Genomic DNA, 22,595 nt, shown 5'->3' with positions numbered 1-22,595 from the left:
CGGCCCGGCGGATGCGTGGCAAGGTAGCCGTGGAGAGAGCCCGCCACGCGGGCCGCGGGGAGACACATCATGCTGCGCTGGATCGGGCGCCTGCTGGCGCTGGCGGTGACGCTGGTGGTCGTGGTGACGGCCGCGACCGGAATCCTGCTCTGGGCGAGCCTGCCGAAGCACGAGGGCGAGCGCCGTCTGCCCGGCCTGGGCGAACGGGTCCTCGTCGAACGCGACGCGCTCGGCGTTCCCACCATCAACGCGGCCACCCGCCTGGATCTGGCACGCGCCACCGGCTACGTCCACGCTCAGGAGCGCTTCTTCCAGATGGATCTGGCGCGCCGCGGCGGAGCGGGCGAGGTTGCCGCGCTGGTCGGCAAGGCGGCGCTGCCGTTCGACCGCCGCCGCGCCATCTATCGCTTCCGGGCCCGCGCGCGCGATCGGATGCTGGACCTGCCGCAGGCACAGCAGGATCTGCTCTATGCCTACGCCGATGGCGTCAACGCCGGCCTGGCGGATCTCAACGCGCAGCCCTTCGAGTACCTGCTGCTGCGCGCGGCGCCCGAGCCGTGGACGGCCGAGGACAGCCTGCTGGTCGCGGCATCGATGTACTTCGTGCTCACCGACGAGCGCGCCGAGCGCGCACTGCGCCTGGAACGGCTCGAGGCCGCGACGCCGCCGGCGCTGCACCGCTATCTGGTGCCGGAGACGACACCGTGGGATGCGCCCCTGCTCGGCGAGCCCGGGGCGCTGCCCGAGCCGCCCGCGGCGGATGCCTACGATCTGCGCGCCATGCCGCCCGCCTGGTTCGAGGGCACGCCCGCGGCGATACGACATCTCGCCGGGCTCGGCAGCAACAGCCTTGCCGTGTCGGGGGGTCACACGGCGGATGGTCGCGCGCTCGTGGCCGGCGACATGCATCTCGACCTCGGCGTGCCCAATACCTGGTTCCGGGCCCGCATGCGCGTGCCGGCCGACGATGCGGAGACGGGGCTCGATCTCAACGGCGTGACGCTGCCGGGCCTGCCGTTCCTGATCGCGGGCAGCAACGGGCGCGTGGCCTGGGCGTTCACCAACAGCTACGGCGTCTGGTCGGAGCGCATCCGGCTCCGGCGTGACGGGCAGGGGAATGTCCTCGGACCGGAGGGTCCGGTGCCGGTCACCGATCACCAGCACCGGATCACGGTCGCCGGCGGCGGCACGCACACCGTGACGGTGCGCGAGACGCCGTGGGGGCCAGTCCTGCCGGGCGACGATGCCGGTCCGGCGCATGCGCTGCGCTGGTTGCCGCTGGTGCCCGGCGTCCTGAATCTCGACATCATGGCCATGGAGCGCGCCGAAGGCATCGAGGAAGCGCTGGCGGCGCTCAACGGCGCCGGCATTCCGCCGCAGTCGGCACTGATCGCGTCGCGCGACGGCCGCATCGCCTGGACCATCGCCGGACGCATGCCGCGTCGCGCCGGGCCGGCTCCGCAGCGACCGGTTCCGTCGACCGCGCCGCGTCCGTGGCAGGGCTGGCTGGACGATGACGCCTATCCCCGCATCGTCGATCCGCCGGGCGGGCGGCTGGTGGCGGCCAATGCCCGCCTGGTGGACGGCGAGGCCCTCGCCATGATCGGGGACGGCGGCTACGCATTCGGTGCGCGCCAGCAGCGTCTGCGGGAACTGGTGAACGATGCCGATGCCCCGGTCGCGCCCGCCGATGCCCTCGCCATGCAGGGCGATGTGCGCAGTCGCTATCTGGACGCGTGGGCGGCGGTGCTGCGTGCCGCGCTCGACGATCCGGCGGCGGCGTCCCACGCCTGGGCGCCGGAGGTGCGTGCGGCGCTGGACGGCTGGGAGGCGCGGGCGGTGGTCGACGATCCCCTCTACCGCCTGGTCCGCCTGTGGCACGACGCCACGCACAACCGGGTCATGCACGCACTGACCGCGCCGGTGCGTGCCGAACATCCCGGTTTCGCCATGCACGGCTTTCCGGTCGCGCAGGCTGCCGTTCTCGACCTGGCGCGCCGGCAGCCGCCACACCTGCTCGATCCGCGTCACGACAGCTGGCCCGCTTTCCTGCTTGCGGTGATGGACGGCGTCATCACCGCCGACGCCGAGACCGGTTCCGTCGACTGGCGCGCCCGATCCTGGGGCGACAGCAACCGTCTGGCGATGCGCCATCCGCTCAGCGGGGCGCTCCCCGGTCTGCACCGCCTGCTGGACATGCCGGAGCGTGCACTGTCCGGCGACAGCGATGTGCCGCGTGTCCAGGGCCCGGGCTTCGGCGCGTCGCAGCGCATGGTCATCACGCCCGGCGACGAGGCATCGAGCCTGTTCCACATGCCGGGCGGGCAGAGCGGGCACCCGCTGTCGGCACACTACCGCGATGGTCATCGGGCCTGGGTCGAGGTCGCGGAGACGCCGCTGCTGCCCGGCGAACCGGTCGCGCGACTCACGCTGCGGCCGTGACGTCGGCGCTCGCGGATGTGAAATGCAGTCGCTTGCTTTAGGCTTACGGCATACTCGCGCCGGCAAGGGGGTCCCGTTGGTCAACGGGGCAACACGCGCCGGTGCCGGTCGTGGTTTCCGGGGATCATCAGAACTAGATTCAGTAGTCGAACGGGAGGTTTCATGCGCAGCTTGATCAATGTTTCGGCCGTCGCGCTGCTCGCGGCCGGTGTGGCAACGCCGGCCATCGCGCAGGACGAGGGAGGGGGCATGTCCCCGTTCTCGTCGATCGATGCCTATCTGATGCATTCGACCATCGACAACGACACCAGCGCCACCGGCATCGATGACAGCGAGATCGGCGCCGGCATGCGCCTGCGTCTCGGTCTCGGCGACTGGATCTTCCTGTCCGGCGGCTTCCAGAGCGTGCGCGTCAACAATCCCGAGCTGCAGAACGGCAATACCGGGCAGGGCGATCAGACCCGCCGCTTCCGCGAGCAGTACTTCGAGGGCGGCCTGCGCTACGGCTTCGGCGAGCGCGACACCGTCACGGTATTCGCCACCGTCGGCGACTTCCGCGCCAAGTGGAGCGGCGATGTCGTGGTCGGTTCGGCCAGCGAGGACGGCTCGGGCCTGATCTACGGCGGTGGCGTGCAGTGGGCGGTCGTGCCCGGGTTCCAGGTGAACGCCAGCTACCGGCGGTCCGACGAGTTCGATGCCGGGGACTTCGACGAGATCACCGCGGGCGGTGCGCTGCAGATCTCCAACTCGTTCGCGCTGGTGGCGGAATACCGCATGGCCGGCTTCGAGATCGAGGATGCCGAGAACGGCGGCGACCTGCAGTTCGACGATATCCGTCTCGGCATGCGCTTCAGCTTCCAGGGCGCGCAGTCCGACAGCTTCTACTAGGCGCGTCCGGCCGTGCCGTCGTCGCCGTCATGCGCGCTGCTGGTGCTGTTCTACTCGCGCAACGGCGGCACGGCCCGGCTGGCGCGTGAGGTCGCGCGCGGCGTCGACAGCGTGCGTGGCTGCAGCGCGGTGCTGCGCACCGTGCCGCCGGTGTCGCCCTCGACGGAGGCGGTCGATCCGCCCGTGCCGGACGATGGTCCTCCATATGCCGAGTTGACCGATGTCGAGCGATGCGACGGGCTCCTGCTCGGCAGTCCGACGCGCTTCGGCAACATGGCGGCGCCGCTGAAGCACTTCCTCGACGGCACGTCCGCCCAGTGGCTGTCCGGAACGCTCGCCGGGAAGCCGGCGGGCGTGTTCACCTCGACGGCCAGTCTGCACGGCGGCCAGGAGAGCACGCTGCTCTCGATGATGATGCCGCTGCTGCATCACGGCATGGTCATCGCCGGGCTGCCGTACAGCGAGCCTGCGCTGAGCGCCACGCGCAGCGGCGGGACGCCCTACGGCGCGTCGCACTGGGCGGGCAGCGAGGGCCGCGATCTCGACGATGACGAGGCCGCCCTGGGGTATGCGCTCGGCGCCCGCGTGGCCGGGCTGGCGCAGCGACTGGCGGATCGGCGATGACCCCCTCCCGGATACCGTGGCTGCTGAACCTGCTGCTGGTTGCCGGTACGCTGGCGTCGCTGGCGGCAGCCGGCCCGGTGGGCTGGTTCGGCATGATCCCGCTGGTGGCGATGCTGCCGTGGCTGCTGCGGGCGCGGCGCTACGTGCACGCGCTGCTGAGCATGGTGATCGTGCTCTACATCGGCGTGGGCCTCGCATTCCGCGATACGCCGGCGGGCATGGCGCTGGCCTGGTGCGGTGCGGGGGTGTTCCTCGCCGCCATCGCCTTCGTGCGCATGTCGGCGACCGAGGCGCGCCGGGCGCAGGCGCGGGAAGGCTCGGCGCTATAGCGCGCCGCCGAGGACACTGCGCGCGAAGGGCGCGCTGACGCGTCCGCGCTTGGCGGCCAGCGCGGCGATGTCGAGCCGCTCCAGTGCAACTTCCAGGGCGCCCGGGTCGCGTCGGAGATGACGCAGCATCCAGTCCACCGCGGCATCGGCCAGCGCCAGACCGCGCTGCTCGGCGCGCAGTCGGAGCCAGTCGCGCAGCGCCTGTTCGTCGAGCGGCCGCAGCCGGTAGAGGGCGCACTGCGTGAGTCGGGTGCGCAGATCGCGCAGCAGATCGGCGAGCGCTCCGGGCTCGTGACGTGCGCTCAGCACTATCGGCAACCCGGCGGCGGCGCGCGCGTCGATCACGCGCAGGAGCGCAGTCGCGGCCTCGTCCCGTCCGCCCAGGCAGTCGACATCATCGATGCCGAGCCAGCTGGCGGCTTCCGCGCCATCGAGGATGTGGGGTGTCTCGGCGAGGGACAGGCCCGACAGGCACAGGGCCCCGGGCCGGGCGCGCGCCCGTGCGCGCAGGAGGTGGCTCTTTCCGACACCGGCGGGGCCGGTGAGGAAGAGCGCGCCGCGTTCGCTGCGCAAGGCGTCCAGCGCGGCCGCATTCGATCCCACGACGAAGTCCTGCAGGCTCGGCGGACTGCGCCGCGCCACCACCAGGGGCAGCTGCTCGGTCACGCTCAGTCGTCTGCGGCGGGCGGGTCGGCGCTGGCGCCGGCGTAGATCGGGCTCTGCAGCCAGCGGGCCTTGGCGTGACGCATCATGACCGCGATCGCGGCGGAAGCGGGCAGACCGAGCAGGACGCCGACGAAGCCGAAGAGCTGCCCGCCGGCGAGCACCGCGAAGATCACGGCCACCGGGTGGAGCCCGATGCGGTCCCCGACCAGCGTGGGCGTCAGCAGGGCCGTTTCGAGGACCTGGCCGACGCCGAACACCAGCAGCACCCACAGGATGGGCAGCAGGGCCTGTTCCTGGAAAAGCATCGCGATCACGGCCGAGATGAGCCCCACGAAGAGGCCGAGATAGGGCACGAAGCTGACCACGCCGGCGCTGATGCCGATGAGCAGCGCCAGATCGAGGCCCACCAGCCACAGTCCGGTGGTGTAGATCAGCGCCAGTGCCGCCATCACCAGCAGCTGGCCGCGCAGGAAGCCGGCCAGCACATCATCGGTCTCGGTGGCGATCTCGCGCACCTTGCCCACCACCGAGCGCGGGATCATGCCGTCGATCCATGCCACCAGGCGGTCCCAGTCGCGCAGCAGGTAGAAGGTCACCACCGGCACCATCAGGACGTTGACGAACAGGGTCAGGAGCGCGCCGCCCGACTGCGTCGCCTTGAGCAGGACATCGCGGGCGATGCTGCCGGCCTGCTGCCAGTTGTCGCGCACCAGGCCGCGCAGGCTCTCGCTGTCGATGCGGCCGCCCTCGGGCAGGACCACGCCGATCGCGGGCAGCGCGGTGTCCTGGAACCATTGCAGGTATTCCGGCAGGCGCTGCAGGAATACCTGCACCTGCTGCTGGAGCATCGGCACCAGCAGCGCGAGCACCAGCAGCGACCCCAGCGTGATCGCCGTGAACACGACCACCACGCCGCCGGTGCGCGAGAACCGCATGGCCTCCAACCGGTCGACCAGCGGATCGCCGAGATAGGCCAGGGCCCCGCCCAGCACGAACGGCAGCAGGATCGGGGCGAGCAGCCACAGCAGGACCAGTAGGCCGATGCCCACGCCCAGCCAGATCCATGCTTCGGTACGCTGCGAAATCGGGTTTGCGGACATACTGGCGGGCGGAAGGCGCGGCAACGAAGCGCGCTGCCGCAGGTGGGACGCGCCTGCAATAATAGCGCTCCCGATCGCTTTCTTCCGCAGCCGTGCGGCCCTCATGAGCAATAGCCCGCTGACTTACCGTGATGCCGGTGTCGATATCGATGCCGCCGACGCGCTGGTGACCGACATCAAGCGCCTGGTCGCGCCCACCCGGCGCCCGGAGACCATCGGCGGCGTCGGCGGTTTCGGCGCGCTGATGCGGATTCCGGCCGGCTACCGCGATCCGGTGCTGGTATCCGGCACCGACGGTGTGGGTACCAAGCTCCGCCTCGGCATCGACTCGGGCCAGGTGCGCGGACTCGGCGTCGACCTGGTCGCGATGTGCGTCAACGACATCCTCTGCCTGGGTGCCGAGCCGCTCTTCTTCCTCGACTACTACGCCACCGGCAAGCTCGACCGTGCCACTGCCGCTGAGGTGGTCGCCGGCATCGCCGACGGCTGTGTGCAGGCAGGTTGCGCGCTGATCGGCGGCGAGACTGCGGAGATGCCGGGCATGTACGGCAGCGGCGACTTCGATCTTGCCGGTTTCGCGGTCGGGGTCGTCGAGGGCGACGCGATCATCGACGGCAGTCGGCTCGTGCAGCCCGGGCACGTGCTCATCGGCCTGCCGTCGTCGGGCCTGCATTCCAACGGCTACTCGCTGGTGCGCGCCATCGTCGCGCGTCAGGGAGCGGGCCTCGATGCGCCGCTCGGCGAGAGCACGCTGGGCGCGGCGCTGCTCGCGCCCACGCGGATCTACGTGCCGGCGGTGCGCGCCCTGATGGCATCGGTGGCGGTGCACGGCATGGCCCACATCACCGGTGGCGGCATCACCGACAACGTCCCGCGCTTCCTGCCCGACGACTGCGAGGCGGTGATCGATGCCGCGAGCTGGGAGCGCCCGGCCATATTCGACTGGCTTGCCGAGCACGGCGGCGTCAGCGACAGCGAGATGCTGCGCACCTTCAACTGCGGCATCGGCTTCGTGCTGGCGGTGGCGGCCGACGATGTCGACACGGCGCTGCGCGTGCTGCGCGATGCCGGCGAAGCGCCGACCGTCATCGGCTCGGTGCAGGCAGCCGACGGGAAGCGGGTGCGCTACACCGGATGACGGCACGGCTGTGCGTGGTGGTTTCCGGCCGCGGGCGCAATCTGCGCGCACTGCAGGCCGCATGCGATGCCGGCGCCATCGACGGCCGCATCACGCGCGTCATCGGCAATCGGCCGGACGCGCCGGCACTGGCCTTCGCGCGCGAGGCGGGCCTGCCGGTGCAGGTGGTGGACGACCGCGCCCATGCCGATCGCGGCGCCTTCGACCGCGCGCTCCGGGCGGCGATCGCCGACGCGGCGCCCGACTGGGTGCCGCTGGCCGGCTTCATGCGCATCCTGGGTGACGAGCTGGTCGAGGCCTTCGCCGGGCGCATGCTCAACATCCATCCATCCCTGCTGCCGCGTCATCGCGGTCTGCACACCCATCGCGCCGCGATCGCGGCGGGCGATGCCGAGCACGGCGCCAGCGTGCACTTCGTCACCGGCGAGCTCGACGGTGGCCCGCTCATCATTCAGGGGCGATGCAGCGTCGAGGCGGAAGATGACGAGCAGAGTCTTGCGCGGCGTGTGCTCGAGACCGTGGAGTTGCGCATCTATCCGCAGGCCGTGGCGTGGGCCTGCGCCGGGCGCCTCCAGTGCCGCGACGGTCACGCATGGCTCGACGGTTCGGCGGAAGGCATGCCGAAGACCATGGACGATCTGGAACAGGATTTCTGAGCATGCGCATGCAACGATGGGTTCAGGCGGCGACGCTGGCCGCGGCAGCGGTGGGGCCCGCCGGTGCCGCCGGCGGCGGTGGCGTCTCGGTCGGTGCGGCCGGCGATGCGGTCGACATGCTGCCCACCTTCAAGGCGGTGTACGCGGCCACCTGGAACGGCATCAAGCTGGGCGAGATCACGCTCGAGCTGGAGCGCGAGGGGACCTACTGCTACCGCTACCAGTCGCACGCCCGGCCGCGCGCCATGGTGCGCATGTTCTACGGCGAGCCCGCCGAAACCAGCCATTTCTGCCTCGTCGACGGCGCGGTCAAGCCGGTGCGCTTCCGCTTCGATCACGGCGACGACAGCTACGAGCTCGATTTCGACACCGTCGACAGCGTCGTGCGCGGCGCGGGCGAGACGCGCGAGCTGCCCGACAATGCCCAGGACCGCTTCGGCATGCATCAGGCCGTTCGCGCCTGGATCATGCGGCAGGCGCCGGAACCGCCCGCGGGCGACTTCACCTTCTCGATGGTGGAGGACGACCGCATCGCCGAGTACACGCTGCGCGTGACGGGCGAAGAGTCGGTGAAGGTGCCCGCCGGCAGCTACGACGCATTCCTGCTGGAGCGCATCGATCCGCGCCGCATCGGACGATTCTGGGTGGCGCCGGGTGCCGACTACATGCCGGTGAAGGTCGAGAACGGCAAGGACGGTGATGTCCAGCTCACCATGGAGCTGCTGCGCTACACCCCGAAGGACGATGCGCCCGAGGCGTCGGCCGGCGAGAGCTGACGCTCAGGTCCCGTCGGCGGTCGCCTCCAGGCGGCCCTCGTCGCGCAGCTTCTCGAGGTGCGCGTTGATGTTGAGCCGGGCGAGCGGCATGAGGAACGCCGGCGTGTCGGCGCCGTAGATGGTCTCCAGCATGGCGTCGACGTCGGCCCCCCCGGCGTGCAGCGCGAGCACCTGCGATTCGCGCTGACGGCGATGGGCGAGCGTCTGGGCCAGCTTCCAGGTGCCGCCCATGGCCATCCCGTGGGACGGCACGATGACCGCCGGGTCGAGGTCGATCACGCGCTCCAGCGAGCGGAAGTAGGCGGCCATGTCGCCCTCGTCGCCACCGACCACCACCGTGCCGATGCCCTGGATGAGGTCGGAGACCACGCACCAGGCGCGCGAATCGGGCAGCGGCGCCAGCTGTCCGGCGTCGTGGCCGGGCACCGCGATGACGCGCACCGGTTCCGTCATCCAGCGGCCGATGGTGTCGCCTTCGGCGAGCTCCCGGACGGTGATGCCGTCGAACCAGTCGGTACCCTCGCGCGCCGCGATGCGCGTGCGCGTATCCGCCGAGCAGAGCAGCGGGACGCCGCGCTCGCGGGCCAGACGGTTGGCGCGCTCGTTGTGGTCGGGATGATGATGGGTCAGCATCACTGCATCGAGCGGCCAGGGCGCCACCGTGGCGTGCAGGCGTTCGAAGGCATCCTCATCGGCCGGTGAGGGATCGACCAGGATGCCGCCGCTGTCGCCATCGACGATGTAGAAGCAGTTGGTGTGCTGCGCCGGCGGGATGGTCTTCGAGTGCACGGCCAGGATGCGCAGGCCCGCCACCGGCTCGTACCAGGCGGTGGCGCCGTCGCTTCCGAAGCGTTCGCGGAAGTCGGGCGCCGCGGGCTGCTCGGCGTCGCTGGCCAGCGCCTCCAGCACCGCCAGGGTCGGGGGCGCGCACAGCAGCCGGCCGCGCCGCCACTGGTTCAGCCATTCCTCGGGCGTGCGCCAGTCGGTCTCGGTGATCTCGTCCGCCTGCAGGGCGAGCGCCGGCTCGACGCGCAGCGTGATGCAGTAGAAGCGGGTCGCGAAGCGGTGCGGCGCGAAGCGCGGCGTGGTCGCACAGCCGAGTTCCGCGATGTCCGCCACCTGATGGTCGGCCAGCATGCCGGCGATATCGACGCCGATCTCTTCGTGGACTTCGCGCACCAGCGCGCGCTGGAGCGCGAGCGCGACGTCCTCGTCGTCGCGTCGGTCCTCGGGGTCGACCTTTCCGCCCGGGAACGCCCAGTATCCGGGGAAGGCCTTCAGCTGCTCGTGGCGCCGCGCCAGCAGGACGCGGCCCTCGTGGAGGATGACGCCTGCGGCGGCGTCGTGGATCACCGATGACATGCGGAGCGGGAAAGCGTGAGGGCGGACGGAGCAGGGTAACGCACGGGCGATACCGGGCGGTTGCTCATCGGCCCTTGAGATTCTGCAGGGCGCGGCGCTGCTTCTTGTCCGGCCGGCCCGTCGGTGTCGGGGCCCGGCGTGCCCGGCGGTCGAGGCGCTCCTGTTCGCGTGCCGCCGCGCTCTCGGCGAGCTCCTCGTAGAGCTGCTGGGCCTCCGGGGCGCCGCGACGCTGATCAGACAGGCCGCGCACCACGATCTCGAAGGTTTCGTTGCCGCGCCGTATGCGCAGGCGGGCTCCGCTGCGCACCTGCTTGCCGACCTTGGGGCGCTCGTCGTCGTAGCGCACATGACCCGCCTCGATGGCCGCCCGCGCCATCGAGCGGGTCTTGAAGAAGCGCGCGGCCCAGAGCCACTTGTCGAGGCGGACGCTGCCGCCGTCGTCACCGTCGCTCATGATGTCGCGGTCAGAGGTGCAGCCCGCACTCCGTCTTGGCCTTGCCCTGCCAGCGTCCGGCGCGTCCTTCGCCCTTGACGGTGCAGTGCACGCAGCCGATCGACTGATAACCCTCCGCCACCAGCGGATGGAAGGGCAGGTCGTGCTCGGCGATGTAGGCGTCGCGCTCCTCGCGCGTGACGTCGATCATCGGGTTGAACTTGAGGATCCCGCGGCGCCACTCGAATATCTCCATGCCGGCGCGATTGTCGGTCTGCCAGCCCATGAGGCTCGACACCCAGACATCGTACTCCGGCTTGGCCGCCTCCAGCGGCTCGACCTTGTTGACCGCGCAGCAGAAATCCGGGTCGCGCTCGTAGGTCTTGTCGTCGCGCGTGAACTGGTGCTTCCAGTCCTCCGCGCTCAGCGAGAACACGTCCAGGCCGAACAGCTCGGTCAGGTAGTCCTTGTAGGCCAGCGTTTCCGGGAAGTGGTACCCGGTATCGATGAAGGCGATGCGCTGCTCGGGCCGGACGCTGTGGATGATGTGCAGGAAATACGCCGAGGTGGCGGCGAAGGACGACGTCACCAGCACGCGGCCCGGCTCGAAGTCCTTGTACAGTCGCTGCAGGCGCTCGCGGAAGTCGAGCGGCGCATAGTCGGCGTTGAGCTGCGCGATGCGCGCCTCGCTGGGCGCGGAGCGCGACGGATCGGCCCCCGCGGTGCCCGGATGCACGGTCGGCGTGTCGCTGACGCTCTGGATGGCTTCGAATCCCATGCCGCGTATTGTAGGGATATGCGCCGGCTTTAAAACCGAACGGGCGCAATATCTTTATTGTTATGCCGTCAGGGAATGATGGCGCGCCCGCTCAGTCGCCGGGCGGGTCGCGCCGGTCGACGCGTTCGCGGACCACGACCTCCTCGAACTCGCCCTCGATGATGACGGGCTCGCGCAGGTCGGGGCGGGCGCGCCGCACACCGGCATCGGCGGCTCGCGAGGCGGGCGCGCGCAGCCAGGGCAGGAGAAGCACGAGCCCGATGGCATCCGATATCGGCCCCGGAAGGATGAGCAGGGTGCCGGCCGCGAACAGGAGCAGGGTGTCGAGCAGCGTGCGCGTGGGCAGTTCATTCTGCGCCATCGCCGTCTGGATGCGCTGGATCGCGCGCCACCCGCTGCGCCGCATGATGATCACGCCGAGCGCGACGGTGGCGAGGAACCAGAGCAGTACCATGCCACCGCCGATCGCATCGGCGATGCGGGCGGTCAGCAGGATCTCCAGCACAAGCCAGACGATGACGAACAGAAGGGGCATGAGGGCCTCGTTCAGCGAGTTGAACAGCGTAGCAATAGCGCTGGACAAGGGATAGCACGGTGCTAGGGTCGGGGCGTGTCTGAACGGGGGAATCGCGCATCATGCAACGAAGGATCTTCTGCCTCGCAGTGTCGCTGGCGGGGACCGTTGGCCTCCCGGCCTGCGGGGGTACCGGCGAGGCTGGCCTGGCCCCGCCGTCGGAGACCGGCACGCTGCGCGTCGTGACGCGCAACGCGCCGACCGCGTACGTCATGAACGCTGCCGGCAGCCCATCGGGCCCCGAGCACGATCTCGTCGCGGCCTTCGCCGGGGAGCGGGGATGGGACGTGACGTGGCAGGTGGAGATATCGACCGGTGACGTGCTGACCGCGCTCGAGCAGGGCGATGCCCACATCGCTGCCGCCGGCCTGACGCATACGGCGTCCCGGGATGCGCGCTTCCACGGCGCCGGGATTTACCACCGGATCACCGAGCAGCTCGTGTGCCAGCGCGGCAGCGTCCGCGCCGATGCCGTCGATGATCTGCCCGCCGATCTCCGCATCGTGGTGGGCGAGGGCACGGCCTACGCCGAATCCCTGGAAGCACTGCTGACCGGCGACGATGCCCCGGCCTTCGAGACCGACGACAGCCGGGGTACGGAGCGCCTGCTGCAGCGGGTCGCCGAGGACGGCGGGTTCTGTACCGTGGCCGATTCCACCATCGTGGCGATGAACCGTCGCGTCTTTCCGGCACTCGATGTCGTGCTCGATCTGGGGGTGCCGCGCCAGCTCGGCTGGTACAGCGCGGACGAGGGGATGGCGGCCGAGGCCGCCGCGTGGATGGCCGGCGAGACCGGCGCACGGGCGGTCGCGACCATCGACGAGCGCTACTACCAGTACATTCCGGAATTCGACTTCGTCGACATGCGTGCGCTCAAGCGGCGCATCGACTCTCGGCTGCCGGACTACCGCCGCTACTTCGAGAAGGCTGCGGCCAACACCGGTCTGGCGCCGGACCTGCTGGCGGCGCTGTCGTATCAGGAATCGCACTGGGATCCGGAGGCCAGGAGTCCGACCGGGGTGCGCGGCATCATGATGCTGACCCGGCGCACCGCGAAGGCGCTGGGCGTGGAGGATCGACTGGACCCCGCACAGGCCATCGACGGCGGCGCGCGCTATCTCGCCGATCAGCGCGAGCGGTTGCCGGAAGCCATCCCCGAGCCGGACCGCAGCTATCTGGCGCTGGCCGCCTACAACGTTGGCCGCGCGCATCTGCTGGATGCGCGCAAGCTGGCCCGCGATCTCGGCCGCGATCCGGATTCCTGGGCGCACATGCGCGAGGTGCTTCCGCTGCTCACCGAGCCGCGCTACTACAAACAACTGAAGTACGGATACGCGCGCGGTCACGAGCCGGTGCATTACGTCCAGCGCATCCGCAACTACCGCGACGTCATCGCCTCCGGACTAGAGCGGTAACCGGCGGCGCGGCTGTCACGGAAGCGTCACGCGCGGTCCCGACAATCCCCCACCTTTCGGTGCGGGGATCCGCCATGACGCATGGGGCAGGAGGGCCGTTCGGCCGCCGCCAATTCCTTCTCGCCGGCGCTTCTGCCGGTGCCACGGCAGTCCTGCCCGGACTGATGGCGGGTTGCGGCGGCGGCGGTGGCGGAGAGAGCGGCGACGTGATCGCGGCGGTCAACGGCGCCGCGCACGACGCGGGCGGCATCAGCGCAGACGGACTGGCGCTGCCGCGCGGCATCCACGCCAGCTTCAGTGCCGATCCGCGCAGCACCCGCACGCTCACCTGGTTCACCGACACCGGTTCCGACCCGGGCAGCATGGTGGAGTACGGGCCGGTGACGCCGGACATGGATGTGGAAGCGGTGCAGGGCGCTCCCTTCCCGGCGCGCACCGACGGCACGGTCGATCCGGTCCACGGCGTCGATGCCCTGACTCACCGCGTCACCGCCAGCGGGCTCGATCCCGCGCTCCCCGTGCGCTACCGCGTCGGCGCGCCGGGCGCGTGGTCGAGCGTCCGGGTGCTGCCCGCCGCTCCCGCCGCGCCGGATCGCTTCCGCTTCTGCCACTTCGGGGACTCCGGGGTCACGGCACCGGCCGGCTGGGTGCGCGACGGGGTCATGACCGTGCAGCCCGATTTCGTGATCATCGCCGGCGACCTTTCGTACGCCGACGGCGATCAGCCCGTGTGGGACGAATGGTTCCAGCAGATGCAGCCGCTGATGGCCACCGTCCCGGTGATGGCCAGTCCCGGCAATCACGAGAACAAGGATGCCAACGGGCGCGGCTATCTCTCGCGCACGACCCATTTCGAACCGCCCGGCGCCCGCGGCTGGTACAGCTTCGACTACGGCCGCATGCACTTCGTGGCGTCCACGGGGGGCGCGTTCGCGGCGGATCTGCGCCTGCCCGCGGAGATCCTCTGGCTCGAGCAGGACCTCGCGCGCGCGGCCCTGCGCCGCGCCGCGGGCGAGATCGACTTCATCGTCTTCTTCAACCACTTCACCATCTGGACCGACCAGGAAGGGCGCAGCCCCAACGATCCCCTGCTGGTCGTGCTCCTGGAGCAGATCCTGCTGCGCTACGGCGTCGATCTGGTGGTGGTCGGGCACGATCACATCTATCAGCGCTCGCACAAGATGGCGTACGGACGACCGGCCGAGAACGGCTACGTCCAGATCACGCAGGGTGCCGGCGGGAAGTCCATGCGCGGCTTCGACCCGATCAGTGAATGGTCCGCGTCCGCGGAACGCCGCTACAGCTTCTGCGAGTACGACGTCGAGCCGGAGCGCGTCATGCTGCGCACCTGGGCCGTCGACGACACCGCCAACGAGCGGGCCGGCGGACTCGAACTGATCGACGAGCTCAGCATCGGCCTGCGCAACCTGGTGTTCCGCAACCGGGCCGCGGCGTCACCGCGCGGGTCGGCCGAATTGCTGCCCGACATCGAGGCGATCCGGCGCAACACGCTGGCGCGCAACCGGCGCGATTGCCCGGCGGACGGCCACACGCACCGCTGAACGCGATCAGCTCCGTGGTTCGCGCCAGCGCGTGGCGACGGCCTCGCCGCGGTCGGTATCGACGCGGGCCGTTACCACCAGCGCTGCCGCGAACAGCAGCACGCAGAAGACGATGGCATCGGCGAGACCGAACACGGCCTGGATGATGCCGAGCCCGACCATCCCGAACACCGCGGCGAGCTTCGCGACCATGCCCCATATGCCGAACATCTCGGCCGCCTTGCTGCGCGGTGTCAGCATGCCCACCAGCGCGCGGCCGGCGGACTGGCTGGAGCCCAGGCTGAGACCCGACAGCACGCCCGCGAACAGGAAGACGTACTGCGCTTCCCAGGCAACCCCGAAGAGCGTGTTCGCCACCGCCGCGACCGTGGGGGTCTGCCAGATCGCGACGATGGCCGCGATCCACAGCGCGAGCGTGGACAGATAGACCGCCTTCGCCCCGATCCGGCTCTGCAGGAAGCCGAACGCGATGGCGCCCACCGTGGCGGTGATCTGCACCGTTACGAACATCGCCACGCGCACCGACTCGTCCCAGCCGATCACCTGCGCCCCGTAGATGAACGCGAAGCTGATGACGATGTAGATGCCTGCCATCACGAAGAAGATGGACAGCATCAACAGGCTCAGGTCGCGGAAACCGCCGAGCCCGCGCAGGGTCGCGCGCACGCGGCTCGTGCCCAGCGCCAGCCAGGACGTGCCGGGCACCGGTGCGCGCCGGCGCCCGCGCTCGCGCACGAACGCGAAGGTGGGAATCGCCGCCAGCAGGAAGAAGACCGCCGCGAACGGTCCCACCCAGCGCACGGTATCGAAGTTCTCGACGCTGACCTCGCCGAGGAACGCCAGGGCGAAGGCGGTACTGACCAGGCCGCCGACATAGCCCATGCCCCAGCCCAGGCCCGATATCCAGCCCAGCGAGCGCGCCGGGCCGAGACCGGGGAGGAAGGCGGACACGAAGCTCTCGCCGACGCCGTAGAAGAAGTTCGACAGCACGATGAGCAGCACGCCCAGCCAGGCCATGCCCGGCTCCACGAAGAAGAGCAGGGCGGTGGTGGCGACGGTGCCCAGATAGCTCGCGAACAGGAAGCGCTTGCGCGTGCGCGTGGCGTCCATGATGGCGCCCGCGATCGGCGCCGCCACCACCACCATCAGTGAGCTGGCGGCCAGCGCCAGACTCCACAGCAGGTTGCCCATGCGGTAGTCGGGGGCGTCACCCACGATCACGCGCGTGAAGAGATCGCCGTAGATCACGGTGATGATCAGGAGGGTGTACGCCTGATTGGCGAAGTCGAACATGCCCCAGCCGACGATCTCGCGGGCGGGGGCCAGCTTGCGCGTGACCATGGGAAGGGGTCCTAATAGGGCGCGGGCAGCGTGCGGCGTCCGGTCAGGACCGGTTCACCGAGCGCTGCTAGCTTAGCGCTTGTCCCGCAAAGGGACAGTCCGTCGTCCGGCGGACTGCTGAACAACCACGCAACACGATTCGAGGGAGGTCACGATGTCGATTCATACCATTACCACGCGCGCTCTTCTGCTTGCGGTTCTCGGGCTCTTCGGTCTCACCGCCTGTGGTGGCGATGATTCCGCCGAGCCGTCGGAAACCATGGAAGAGGCCGGTGACGCCATTGAGGAGAGCACCGATGACATGCACGACGGTGCCGAGGAAATGGGCGACAGCATGGGGGACGCCATGGACGAGACCGGCGACGCCATGGAAGAGGGCGTAGAGAACGTCGAGGAAGGCGCCGAGGAAATGGGCGAGAGCATGGAAGACGCCATGGACGGGGACGACAGCACCAACTGATCATTCCCTCGGGCGTAGTGCCCCCGGGCGGGCGGATCCGACGCGGTCCGTCCGCCCTTTTTCATGCTGGCGGCATCGGCATCGGCCAGGCCGGCAGCGCCCACACCGGCGTCAGATCGGGTGGCAGCGGTGGCAGTCCGCCGAGCCGGATCCAGCGCTGATCGGGGTCATGGAAGTCCGATCCGGCGCTGGCGGCCAGGCCGAGGCGGCGACAGGCCGCGACGATGCGACCGCGGGCGGTGTCGATCGGCGCCGCGGTGCTGATCTCGGCGGCGTCGCCACCGGCGGCCGCGAAGGCGGCCAGGGTGCGCTCCCGGCGCGCGTGCGTGCCCCCGTAGCGGAGCGGGTGGGCGAGCACGGCGATGCCGCCGGCGGCGTGGATGGCCGCAACCGCCTCGGTGCAATCCGGCCAGTCGATGCGCCCGGCCGCCGCGCGTCCGTCGGCCAGATGGCGACGGAACGCGCTGCGCATGTCGCGCGCCACGCCGTCGGCCACCAGCAGCCGCGCGAAGTGCGTCCGGGTGAGGCCGTCGTGCCCGGTCAGCTCGCGGCAGCGCGCGAGCGGATCGCGCACGCCCGCAGCCGCGAGGCGCTCGGCGATGCGTTCGGCGCGTGCCGAGCGGCGGCGCGCGATATCCGCCAGCAGATCGAGCAGCGCCGGCGTATCCGGGTCGATGCCGAGCCCGACGACGTGAACGTTCTCGCCCGCCAGGGTGCACGACAGCTCGCTGGCATCGATCAGGGCGAGATCGTGTGCTTCGGCGGCCGCGCGAGCCTCGGCAAGACCGCGCACGGTGTCGTGGTCGGTGAGGGCGACCGCGCGCAGCCCGGCGCCGGCCGCCCGCGCCATCAGCGCGGTCGGGCTCAGCACGCCGTCGGAGGCGCGCGAGTGCAGGTGCAGATCCACCCACCCGCAATCGCGCTTCGGGTCCGGGACCGGTGACGGCGCGCTCACGGCGTCAGCCGACCCTCATCCGGCGGCGTTCTTGAGCCACTCGAGCAGGCTGACGATGCCGCTGACCACGGTTGCGGCGAAGCTGTAGGCGGCGCTCTTGATGGAGCCCCAGAGGGTGCCCTCGTTGCGGCGCCGGTCCAGTTCCTGATGACCGAGCTCGATGAGATAGGCATGGATGGCCATGGCTTCTTCCTCGTCGAGCGTATCGGCGAAACCGGGCATGCCCTCGTCGGCCTGCGCGCCACCGAGCACGATGCCGAGGAAGTTCCGGTGCGTGGTGGCGTCCATGGTGCGCAGATCGGCGATGTTGGGGTGGCTGATCCCGCGCGGGCCGTGGCAGTAGACGCAGTAGTGATGGTAGAGCGCATTGCCTTCATCGAGGGTGTCGCTGCTCGCCGTCGATTCCGGCGGCTCGGGTACGCGCTCCTGGCGGCGCACCGGCGGCAGCTGGCCGCCCGCGTCCAGCTTGAAGGTCATCAGGCGACCCTGCGTGGAAGGTGCCTCCAGCGTGTTGCTCGCGAATCCGAAGGACATGCCGAAGGCGCCGCCCCAGCCGACCAGGATGCTCACGTACTGCTCGCCATCGATGGTGTACGTGACGGGCGAGCCGATGATCCCCTGCTGGGCGTCGAAGGACCAAAGGATGTCGCCGCTGGCGGCATCGATGGCGCGCACCTGACCGCGGCCGGTGCCGTCGAAGACCAGACCGCCGCCGGTGCACAGCGCGCCGCTGTTCCACGGACTGCCGGCATCGGCACGCCAGACGGCTTCCTGCTTGATCGGGTCCCAGGCGAGCAGGAAGCCCGCTGCCATCGCCGACCCCACCTTGCTGACCAGCTCGGCGTCCATCCATGGCGGCACGGTGATGTCCTTCATCACATCCATGCCGACGTTCCAGAACTCGGGCTCGTACTCGAAATCGGCGTCGGCGCGGTACACCATCGCGAGCTGGCGTGCCGGGATGTAGACATAGCCGGTGTCCCGCGAGTAGCACATCGGCTGCCAGTTGTGGCCGCCCATGGGCGAGGGGAACTGGTAGACCGGGCCGTCGCTGTAGTCGTTGTCGGTCTCGATCGGGCGCCCGGTCTGCATGTCGATGCCCTCGGCCCACGACACCGGCACGTAGTTCTCGGCCGAGATCAGCTCGCCGGTGGCGCGATCCAGCACGTAGAAGAAGCCGTTCTTGGGCGCCTGCATGATCACTTCGCGCTGCTCGCCCTCGATCTCGAGGTCCGCGAGGATCAGGTGCTGGGTGGCGGTGTAGTCCCAGCCGTCGCCGGGGGTGGTCTGGTAGTGCCAGACGTATTCGCCGGTGTTCGGATCCAGCGCCACGATCGAGGACAGGAACAGGTTGTCGCCGCCCGACGGGCTGCGCACGTGCTTGTTCCAGGGCGTGCCGTTGCCGACGCCGATGTACAGCAGGTCGAGCTCCGGGTCGTAGGCCATGGAGTCCCAGACCGTGCCGCCGCCGCCGATCTCCCACCAGGGGCCGCCGCCCCAGGTTTCGGCGGCCCTCTCGAGGATGGGGTTCTCAAAGGGCTCGTCCGGGTTGCCCGGCACGGTGTAGAAACGCCACAGCATCTCGCCGGTCTCGGCATCGTAGGCGCTGATGTAGCCGCGTACGCCGAGCTCGCCGCCGCCGTTGCCGATGAGCACCTTGCCGTTCACCACGCGCGGGGCGCCGGTGATGCTGTAGGGCCGCTCGAGATCGACGGTGAGCTTGTCCCAGATCACCGAGCCGTCCTCGGGGTCGAGCGCGATCAGGCGCCCGTCGATGGTCCCGACGTAGAGCCGGCCCTTCCAGACCGCCATGCCGCGATTGACCACGTCGCAGCACATGTACTTCGCGCGCGAGCGGTCCACGTCCAGGTCGTTGCGCCAGATCACCTTGCCGGTGCGGCCGTCGACCGCGATGACCTCGCTGTAGGTCCCGGTGAAGTAGAGGATGCCGTCGATGACCAGCGGCGTGGCCTCGAGCCCGCGCTTGGTGCCGAGATCCGTGTACCAGGCCAGGCCCAGACGGTCGACGGTCTCGGTGTTGACGGCATCGAGCGGACTGTACCGTTCCTCCGCGTAGTTGCGGCCGTGGCTGATCCAGTTCCCCGGCTCACTGTCGGCGGCCATGATGCGCGTGCCGTCGACATCCAGTGACGCCGGTGCACCGACGGTGAAGGCGCACAGCAGGAAGCCCGCGCAAGACCGCAACGGAAGGAAGGAACGTGCCATCGAGTGTCTCCTGAGCCGGTTGACCGCGACTTTTATGAACAGCTGTTTATTTTAACGCAACGCCGTTGCAGCGACGTTCACGAAAGCAGGGCGTAGGGCCCGCCCTTGTCGAGCGCGCGCTGGTAGGCGGGGCGCGCCCGGGCGCGTTCCACGAAGTCCGCAATGGCGGGGCGCGCCTTGCCGCCGTCCGTGGTGGCGCGCGCCGCGGCGGCCTCGAGCGGAAAGCTCATCAGGATGTCCGCGGCGCTCCAGTCGCTGCCCACGAAGTGCCCGGTGGCGGACAGGCTGGACTCGATGTAGTCCAGATGCAGATCGAGCTGGGGGCCGAGGAAGCGCGTCATGAAGTTCGATTCGATGCCGCGCATCAGCGGCCGCATCAGGCGCGGTGCCTGCTTGGGCAGCTGGCTGAAGACCAAGCGCATAACCAGCAGCGGCGCGATCGAGCCTTCCGCGTAGTGCAGCCAGTGCCGGTAGCCGAGGTGCTCCGCGGTGCCGGGTGCCGGCGCGAGGGTGCCGTCGTCGAAGCGTTCGACCAGATACTCCACGATGGCGCCGGACTCGGCCACGACGGTATCGCCGTCGGTGATCAACGGCGACTTGCCGAGCGGATGGACCTGCTTCAGCTCGGGCGGTGCCAGCATGGTCTTGGCGTTGCGGTTGTAGCGGCGGATCTCGTACTCGGCGCCGAGCTCCTCAAGCAGCCAGAGGATGCGCTGCGAGCGCGAGTTCTCCAGGTGGTGGACGACGATCATGCTCTCTCCCCGTTGTGAATCGCCGGTCAGTGTGCCGGTTTCGGGCGATCGGCGTACCAGTGGTCGAGGGCGGCGCGTTCGCTGTCCCGGCGCGCCTCGCCGCGCGGCACCCAGTGCCGGTGGGAGCGCGCCGCCTGCACCAGGAATTCGAGAAGCGTGGTGTGCTGGCGCAGGATGCGCCGATGCCGGTGCGGCGAGAGCGGATTGAAGATGCCGAGCAGACTGAACAGCTGCGAAGGCGACTTCTTCACCCAGAGCCAGGACCCCATCTCCAGCGTGAGCGGGAGAAAGAGCGGTGCATGCGCGCGCTCGCGGCTGCGCAGGTAGAGGTGGTCCCAGAGATCGCCGTGCGTGGTGTAGCGGTTGGCCTGCGGCTCGATCAGGTAGATGCTGTGATACGGATGCGCGTCGCGGAAGCGGCAGCGCAGCGCGTAGATCTCGGCGAGGCACTCGATGGGCGCCAGGGTGTGCGCGTAGGGGAACCACAGGCGATCGCGGGCACCGAAGCCGGAGTGGCAATCGAGGCTGAGCGCGAAGGGCTGGCTCAGCAGGCGCGATTCGACCACATCGCACACCGCGCGCGCCTCGGGTGCCATGCCGGCATCGCGTGCACCGCGATACCACGGCAGGTGCGTCGACAGCCGCTGTCCGCCGAGCAGCAGTGGCGTGCGGTCGCGGGCTTCCACCGGCGCATTGCGCATCAGGTCGATGCCGTCGGGGTTGCTGCGCCGGCCGGCCCGCATGCCGCCCGGGTTGACCAGCGGCATGAAGACCAGCCGCAGGTGCTGCAGCGTTTCCTGCAGACCCGCGTCCCAGTCGAGCCGCTCGACGAGACCCTGGAGGAAGGCGAGCACCACCTGGCTTCCGATGCGCTCGACGCCGTGCACGCCTCCGAAGAAGCCGATCGCCGGCGCATCGGGCGCCGTGCTGCCGAGCTCGACGCAGTGCAGGGGGAGGTCGTCGCGGTCGACGTGCGCGACGATGTCGGCACGCAAGTGGCGGGCGCCGCGCGCCAGCAGGTACTCGAGGTGGTGCAGCTCGGGGAGGGTCCCCGCGCGCTGCAACGGGGACAGGTGCTTCACCGCATTCGCCATTGCTTGCCGGTGTGCGCATCATAGCGGCGCCGCTTGATGGGGCGGTTACAGGCCTGCATCCCGTTGCGCGGCATGCGCGTATAACCCCCATGACCCGATCCCCGCTCCCCCGCGGCGCACGCTCTGCGCTCGCCCTGATCGTCGCGCTGGCCCTGGCGGCCTGCGCGACCCACATCAACCGTCCCGCAGCCCGGTCAACCGCCGCCCCGGACCGTTTCACCTACAGCGTCGATGTCCAGCGCCGCTATACCCCGCCGGACTGGCCCGAGACCCTGTACGCGGACCTCTACCGGCCGGAGGCGCCGGGAGCGCGCCCTGCGGTACTGCTGGTCCACGGCGGCGGCTGGGAAGGCGGCGAGCCGGACGACATGCGCGGCATTGCCGAGCGGCTGGCCGAGGCCGGCTTCGTGGTGATGAATGTGGCCTACCGCCTCGCGCCGGCGTATCGCTTCCCGGCGCCCCTGCACGACCTTCAGGCGGCGGTGCGCTGGCTGCGGACCCACGCCGGGGAGCTCGGTGTCGACAGCGCGCGGATCGCGGGCTTCGGCTACTCCGCGGGCGCCCATCTGGTGGCGCTTCTGGCCCTGGCGCCGGCGACGCCGGCGCTCGATGCGCCGCACGGCGGTCCGGATACCCGGCTGCAGGCGGTCGTCGCCGGGGGAACGCCCACCGACCTGCGCAAGTTCGACGGCGGCCGTCTGGTGCCGCAGTTCCTGGGCGGCACGCAGGCAGAGGTCGCCGATCGCTATGCGTTGGCGTCACCGGCGGTCCATGTCACCCCCGAGGCACCACCGTTCTTCCTCTATCACGGCGGCAGCGATCTGCTGGTGTCCGTGGATCACGCCGAGGATCTGTTCGAGCGTCTGCAGGCGGCTGGGGTCCCGGCCGAGTTCTTCCGCATGCATCTGCGCGGTCACATCGCTGCCTTCCTGACCGACGGTACCGCGCTTGAGCGCGCCATCGGGTTTCTCGACCGAACCCTGCCGCACCGCTAGGCATCGGCCATGCACAATGACGCGCTCAC

22 protein-coding genes are annotated in these 22,595 nt (G+C 70.1%); 11 read left to right on the top strand and 11 right to left on the bottom strand.

Annotated elements, in window-relative coordinates; genetic code table 11:
• The first annotated feature begins 69 nt into the window (after positions 1 to 69).
• The 4 genes from KAH28_RS07290 (at position 70) to KAH28_RS07275 (ending at position 4,283) form a co-directional block, all read left to right on the top strand.
• Positions 70 to 2,442, top strand: coding sequence for a penicillin acylase family protein (locus KAH28_RS07290; RefSeq protein ID WP_290575326.1), 2,373 nt, complete (start codon positions 70 to 72; stop codon positions 2,440 to 2,442).
• 162 nt (positions 2,443 to 2,604) lie between these two features.
• Positions 2,605 to 3,330, top strand: coding sequence for an outer membrane beta-barrel protein (locus KAH28_RS07285; protein ID WP_290575325.1), 726 nt, complete (start codon positions 2,605 to 2,607; stop codon positions 3,328 to 3,330).
• A gap of 12 nt (positions 3,331 to 3,342) precedes the next feature.
• Positions 3,343 to 3,954, top strand: a complete 612-nt coding sequence (gene wrbA / locus KAH28_RS07280) for an NAD(P)H:quinone oxidoreductase (protein ID WP_290575324.1) — start codon at positions 3,343 to 3,345, stop codon at positions 3,952 to 3,954.
• On the top strand, positions 3,951 to 4,283 hold the full coding sequence (locus KAH28_RS07275) for a DUF2069 domain-containing protein (RefSeq protein WP_290575323.1): 333 nt from the start codon (positions 3,951 to 3,953) through the stop codon (positions 4,281 to 4,283). Before wrbA ends, KAH28_RS07275 begins: the two co-directional genes overlap by 4 nt.
• Here the strand turns inward: KAH28_RS07275 and KAH28_RS07270 are convergent.
• A complete protein-coding gene (locus tag KAH28_RS07270; RefSeq protein ID WP_290575322.1) occupies positions 4,278 to 4,949 on the bottom strand; it encodes a DnaA/Hda family protein in 672 nt (223 codons plus the stop codon). The two genes, KAH28_RS07275 and KAH28_RS07270, sit on opposite strands and share 6 nt — an antisense overlap.
• A 2-nt stretch (positions 4,950 to 4,951) precedes the next feature.
• Positions 4,952 to 5,998 carry an AI-2E family transporter gene (locus tag KAH28_RS07265; protein WP_290575321.1) on the bottom strand — a complete coding sequence of 349 codons (1,047 nt, stop codon included), beginning with the start codon at positions 5,996 to 5,998 and terminating at the stop codon, positions 4,952 to 4,954.
• Between the two features lie 154 nt (positions 5,999 to 6,152).
• Here KAH28_RS07265 and purM point away from each other — a divergent pair, with 154 nt between their 5' ends.
• From purM to KAH28_RS07250, 3 genes are read left to right on the top strand one after another with little or no spacing between them, the layout of a single operon-like run.
• On the top strand, positions 6,153 to 7,187 hold the full coding sequence (purM, locus tag KAH28_RS07260; protein WP_290575320.1) for a phosphoribosylformylglycinamidine cyclo-ligase: 1,035 nt from the start codon (positions 6,153 to 6,155) through the stop codon (positions 7,185 to 7,187).
• Positions 7,184 to 7,843: a phosphoribosylglycinamide formyltransferase gene (gene purN / locus KAH28_RS07255; RefSeq protein WP_290575319.1), complete on the top strand. Its 660-nt coding sequence runs from the start codon at positions 7,184 to 7,186 to the stop codon at positions 7,841 to 7,843. The genes purM and purN overlap by 4 nt, the downstream gene beginning before the upstream one ends.
• 2 nt (positions 7,844 to 7,845) lie before the next feature.
• On the top strand, positions 7,846 to 8,619 hold the full coding sequence (locus KAH28_RS07250) for a DUF3108 domain-containing protein (RefSeq protein WP_290575318.1): 774 nt from the start codon (positions 7,846 to 7,848) through the stop codon (positions 8,617 to 8,619).
• Between the two features lie 3 nt (positions 8,620 to 8,622).
• On the opposite strand, the gene KAH28_RS07245 is transcribed toward KAH28_RS07250, so the two are convergent.
• The 4 genes from KAH28_RS07245 to KAH28_RS07230 form a co-directional block, all read right to left on the bottom strand.
• Positions 8,623 to 9,972, bottom strand: coding sequence for an MBL fold metallo-hydrolase (locus KAH28_RS07245; RefSeq protein WP_290575317.1), 1,350 nt, complete (start codon positions 9,970 to 9,972; stop codon positions 8,623 to 8,625).
• A 73-nt stretch (positions 9,973 to 10,045) separates the two neighbouring features.
• Positions 10,046 to 10,435, bottom strand: a complete 390-nt coding sequence (locus KAH28_RS07240) for a S4 domain-containing protein (RefSeq protein WP_290575316.1) — start codon at positions 10,433 to 10,435, stop codon at positions 10,046 to 10,048.
• Between the two features lie 10 nt (positions 10,436 to 10,445).
• Positions 10,446 to 11,192, bottom strand: coding sequence for a phosphoadenylyl-sulfate reductase (locus KAH28_RS07235; RefSeq protein WP_290575315.1), 747 nt, complete (start codon positions 11,190 to 11,192; stop codon positions 10,446 to 10,448).
• 91 nt (positions 11,193 to 11,283) lie between these two features.
• Complete coding sequence (locus tag KAH28_RS07230) at positions 11,284 to 11,727, bottom strand: FxsA family protein (protein WP_290575314.1); 444 nt, start codon at positions 11,725 to 11,727, stop codon at positions 11,284 to 11,286.
• Between the two features lie 101 nt (positions 11,728 to 11,828).
• On the opposite strand from KAH28_RS07230, the gene mltF reads away from it, so the two are divergent.
• Both mltF and KAH28_RS07220 read left to right on the top strand, forming a co-directional pair.
• On the top strand, positions 11,829 to 13,181 hold the full coding sequence (gene mltF, locus KAH28_RS07225) for a membrane-bound lytic murein transglycosylase MltF (protein WP_290575313.1): 1,353 nt from the start codon (positions 11,829 to 11,831) through the stop codon (positions 13,179 to 13,181).
• Between the two features lie 164 nt (positions 13,182 to 13,345).
• Positions 13,346 to 14,743, top strand: coding sequence for a metallophosphoesterase family protein (locus KAH28_RS07220; protein WP_290575312.1), 1,398 nt, complete (start codon positions 13,346 to 13,348; stop codon positions 14,741 to 14,743).
• Between the two features lie 6 nt (positions 14,744 to 14,749).
• On the opposite strand, the gene KAH28_RS07215 is transcribed toward KAH28_RS07220, so the two are convergent.
• On the bottom strand, positions 14,750 to 16,084 hold the full coding sequence (locus tag KAH28_RS07215; RefSeq protein WP_290575311.1) for an MFS transporter: 1,335 nt from the start codon (positions 16,082 to 16,084) through the stop codon (positions 14,750 to 14,752).
• A 154-nt stretch (positions 16,085 to 16,238) separates the two neighbouring features.
• Between KAH28_RS07215 and KAH28_RS07210 the strand changes: the two genes are divergently transcribed.
• A complete protein-coding gene (locus KAH28_RS07210; RefSeq protein WP_290575310.1) occupies positions 16,239 to 16,544 on the top strand; it encodes a hypothetical protein in 306 nt (101 codons plus the stop codon).
• Between the two features lie 61 nt (positions 16,545 to 16,605).
• On the opposite strand, the gene KAH28_RS07205 is transcribed toward KAH28_RS07210, so the two are convergent.
• The 4 genes from KAH28_RS07205 to KAH28_RS07190 all read right to left on the bottom strand — a co-directional run bounded on the left by KAH28_RS07205 (position 16,606) and on the right by KAH28_RS07190 (position 21,559).
• Positions 16,606 to 17,451 carry a PHP domain-containing protein gene (locus KAH28_RS07205; RefSeq protein WP_290575309.1) on the bottom strand — a complete coding sequence of 282 codons (846 nt, stop codon included), beginning with the start codon at positions 17,449 to 17,451 and terminating at the stop codon, positions 16,606 to 16,608.
• 63 nt (positions 17,452 to 17,514) lie between these two features.
• The gene (locus KAH28_RS07200; protein ID WP_290575308.1) at positions 17,515 to 19,725 is read right to left on the bottom strand and encodes a PQQ-dependent dehydrogenase, methanol/ethanol family; all 2,211 of its coding nucleotides are present in this window, start codon (positions 19,723 to 19,725) and stop codon (positions 17,515 to 17,517) included.
• A gap of 77 nt (positions 19,726 to 19,802) precedes the next feature.
• Positions 19,803 to 20,477 carry a glutathione S-transferase gene (locus KAH28_RS07195; protein WP_290575307.1) on the bottom strand — a complete coding sequence of 225 codons (675 nt, stop codon included), beginning with the start codon at positions 20,475 to 20,477 and terminating at the stop codon, positions 19,803 to 19,805.
• 26 nt (positions 20,478 to 20,503) lie between these two features.
• Positions 20,504 to 21,559, bottom strand: coding sequence for a M14 family zinc carboxypeptidase (locus KAH28_RS07190; RefSeq protein ID WP_290575306.1), 1,056 nt, complete (start codon positions 21,557 to 21,559; stop codon positions 20,504 to 20,506).
• Positions 21,560 to 21,660: 101 nt separating this feature from the next.
• On the opposite strand from KAH28_RS07190, the gene KAH28_RS07185 reads away from it, so the two are divergent.
• The gene (locus KAH28_RS07185) at positions 21,661 to 22,566 is read left to right on the top strand and encodes an alpha/beta hydrolase (protein ID WP_290575305.1); all 906 of its coding nucleotides are present in this window, start codon (positions 21,661 to 21,663) and stop codon (positions 22,564 to 22,566) included.
• Positions 22,567 to 22,595: the final 29 nt, after the last annotated feature.

Source organism: Algiphilus sp., assembly GCF_023145115.1.
In the GTDB taxonomy this organism is placed as follows: domain Bacteria; phylum Pseudomonadota; class Gammaproteobacteria; order Nevskiales; family Nevskiaceae; genus Algiphilus.
Note: the sequence above shows the minus strand (reverse complement) of the source record. Positions and strands in the feature narration are given on the sequence as shown.